The organism is Rhodococcus sp. T2V (genome assembly GCF_029269925.1).
Classification (GTDB): domain Bacteria; phylum Actinomycetota; class Actinomycetes; order Mycobacteriales; family Mycobacteriaceae; genus Rhodococcus_F; species Rhodococcus_F koreensis.
The window spans coordinates 1-2,839 of the sequence record NZ_JARJBD010000234.1 but is presented as its reverse complement, the minus strand read 5'-3'; the positions used below and the strand labels follow the sequence as shown (position 1 = coordinate 2,839).

The 2,839-nt window shown below is 65.5% G+C and carries 2 protein-coding genes and 2 pseudogenes; 2 read left to right on the top strand and 2 right to left on the bottom strand.

What is annotated here, in order from left to right:
• Positions 1-111: 111 nt before the first annotated feature.
• Positions 112-511: pseudogene (locus P3H15_RS53470) on the top strand (ornithine decarboxylase); the annotation flags it as partial.
• A gap of 360 nt (positions 512-871) precedes the next feature.
• Here P3H15_RS53470 and P3H15_RS53465 read toward each other — a convergent pair.
• The gene (locus P3H15_RS53465; RefSeq protein WP_276144738.1) at positions 872-1,069 is read right to left on the bottom strand and encodes a hypothetical protein; all 198 of its coding nucleotides are present in this window, start codon (positions 1,067-1,069) and stop codon (positions 872-874) included.
• A gap of 156 nt (positions 1,070-1,225) precedes the next feature.
• On the opposite strand from P3H15_RS53465, the pseudogene P3H15_RS53460 reads away from it, so the two are divergent.
• A pseudogene (locus tag P3H15_RS53460) lies at positions 1,226-1,799 on the top strand (SDR family oxidoreductase); the annotation flags it as partial.
• 578 nt (positions 1,800-2,377) lie between these two features.
• Here the strand turns inward: P3H15_RS53460 and P3H15_RS53455 are convergent.
• On the bottom strand, positions 2,378-2,635 hold the full coding sequence (locus P3H15_RS53455; protein WP_276144737.1) for a Rho termination factor N-terminal domain-containing protein: 258 nt from the start codon (positions 2,633-2,635) through the stop codon (positions 2,378-2,380).
• Positions 2,636-2,839: the final 204 nt, after the last annotated feature.

The following is a 2,839-nucleotide window of genomic DNA, read 5'->3' as shown; positions in this document are numbered from 1 at the left end:
CTCGACCCCCACGCTGAGGTCGTGACCCGATTCCGTTGCTGCAACGCTCATTCACCAGGTATCCCCGGATCGCTCGCGACGAAACCGGCGGCCAGCGGGCTCGGCTGACCCGATCACCGCCGCATCGTGGCGACCTTGTCGATGGCAGATGACGAGACCACCACGGACCGGCTGGTCACCGCGCTTGACGACCTGGCGAAGGCCGCTCCCTCTTTCGATCCACCGCCACCGATCTCGTTGCCGAGCCCGCAGGAGCTGCAGCTCGACTCGGTGATGTCACCGAGGGATGCGTTCTTCGGCCGGCGGAGATGGTCGATGGGGACCGGGCTCCCGGGCGCATCGCGGCCGAACCCCTGACCCCGTATCCACCCGGCATTGCCGCCGTGGTATCGGGGGGGCGGCTCGACCAGCCGGTGATCGACTATCTCTGCGCAGCGGGGTGGACGCCGGGATGGAGATGCCCGATGCCGCCGACGGAACCCTCTGCCGCATCCGCGTGGTTGCCGGATGACGACGGGAGTGCAATGACGGGAGTGCGTCCGCCGGGGTAGGTGAGATCGAACCAGTTCCGAGCAGGCTGTCGGTGTGACTGAGGCTCGACTGCGCCCAGGCCAGTTCATCCTGGGCATGTGGGTGCTCTGTGGCGCAGTGGCCGCGCGGGGGCGGGGAATCGAAACCGGCGACCGCTCCAACAGCCACCCTGACGGCCAGGGCTGGTCGCGAGAAGCGGGATGGGGGGCACCGATTCCATCGAAACGCGGCGCGGAACAGGCGGACTCCCTGAGGGCTCGGAGAAAGCGGACAGCAGGATCGGTGCTCGACCGATCGGGTCCAGGTTCCGCGGGTTGACGACCCAACCTAGACGCGTTCCCTACTTCCGCCGTCGGGGTGGTTGGTGTGCGGTGAGCAGCAGGTGATTGAACCGGCTGCGCAGGCCGGTGTCGGGTTCGAGGTCCTCGAATGCGGCGACAATGTGTTCGGCGAGGGTGCGAATCCGGGTGTTGGTGGTGAGCGGGAAGTTGTGGTGGCATTCACAAACACCACCACGGCCACACTTGAGGCGAACCATCGTCCGACAGCACACCACGCCGCGAGTCGGCGGATTACGCTGCGGTGGTCCGAAATCCCTACAAGGGTGCCGGTCCGCGGCGCGGTCGCCGCAGTGTTGCGGGAGAGTAGGAACCCGAGCGCAACCATCGCGACACCGAGCACGAAGTGTACCTTCGCCGGCGACCTGGCTTCGCCGGCGCACTGTCGCGACGTGGTGGCCCGCACGGTCGCCGAACTGGACGGACTCGACATCGTCGTCAACAATGTCGCCTACCAGGAACCGGTCGACGACTTCCTCGAGTTGTCCGATGAACAGTGGCGGCGAACGTTCTCGGTGAACATCGACAGCTACTTCCACGTGATCAAGGCGGCGGTACCGCATCTCGGCCCGGGTTCGGCGATCATCAACACCGGTTCGGTCAACGGGTTGCGCGGGAACAAGTCGCTGATCGACTATTCCGCGACCAAGGGGGCGGTGACGGCGTTGACGTATTCGGTGGCGCAGGTCTTGTTGGACCGCGGAATCTGGGTCAATTGTGTTGCTCCCGGGCCGGTGTGGACACCCCTGATTCCGGCGACCATGGACGAGGAGAAGGTCGCGGAATTCGGGAAGCAGGCCCCCTACGGGCGGGTCGCGTAGCCCGACGAGATCGCGCCGTCGTACGTGTTCTTCGCTTCCGGTCTGCTGTCCTCCTACTACTCGGGGGGAGGTGCTCGCGCCACTGGGTGGCGAGACACTGCCGGGCTGACGGCGTGGCATACCTTCGGAAAGTATTCGAGCCGACAGGAAATCGGATGTGGTGGGATGTGACTGTACTCGAGCGAGGTGTGCGTCGGCTCGAACAGCTGAAACCCTGGACCGTCCGGCGGGCGCGGTCGTGACCGCGATCAACACATGTCTTCCGGCGGGCCGGATCAAGGATGCGTTGTCCGGCACCGATCTCGGGCACCCTCGGCAATGGCCACCACCGTCGCTCCCCGGCAGTCTTTGGGTGCCCCTTGAACTGAAGTTTCCTTGCGTGGCAGTCTGTCGGACTTCGCCGCAGACGCGCCCTGACCGGTGCATCCGGTCTTGCGAGGGCCACGCGCCGGAGCTGCGGAGATGCCGGCCTGCGAGTCGCGTCGGGTTGGAGGGTCGAAATGCACGAGATAGCCTGCAGCACTGCAGCACTGCAGCAGTGCAGCAGTGCAGCAGTTTTCCAGACGACGGTGACAAATTGCCACCTGATCGCCGGCAGTGAGCCCGCCGCTTGCCGTCGGCGCCGTCGCCACGGCATGTGGTGTGCTTGCGAGCGTGTGGTCCCACCCGTCCCGGAGGTTGAGACCATCAGTGGTTGCGAAGCGCCTCGATCAATTCGCCCTTCCGCTTGGATGAATAGCCGGACAGGCCGACCTCTTTCGCTTTCTTCTTCAGCTCGTCGACGGTCCAGTCCTCGTACGACGACGATTTCCCGCCCTTGCGGCCGGTACTGGACCGGCCGCGATTGGCGGCAGCGTTCGCGATCCGCGCCGCCTTCTCCTTCGACGCACCATCCTTCCGTACTTCCTCGTACACCTTCTCGTCCTTGATCGATGACCGCGCCATGGTGCTCCCTCCTCGACTCATTGCTGCTCGTCTCGTCGTCTCGGGTACCCGGATCCGCCGTTCTGTACCAATCGGGCGTTCGTGCGTCAAGTCCGGCGTTTCCAGACCCGGTGGGACTTCAGCAGCGCGGTGATGCCGTGAAGCAGCGGGGACGCGTCGTCGGCGATCACGATGCCGGGAGCATCGGCCGGGATTGCGGCCGTG

What these genes read in the sequence shown, in the direction of transcription:
- P3H15_RS53465 (WP_276144738.1), bottom strand. Translation starts at nt 1,069, where the DNA reads ATGGTTCGCCTCAAGTGTGGCCGTGGTGGTGTTTGTGAATGCCACCAC.
- P3H15_RS53455 (WP_276144737.1), bottom strand. Translation starts at nt 2,635, where the DNA reads ATGGCGCGGTCATCGATCAAGGACGAGAAGGTGTACGAGGAAGTACGG.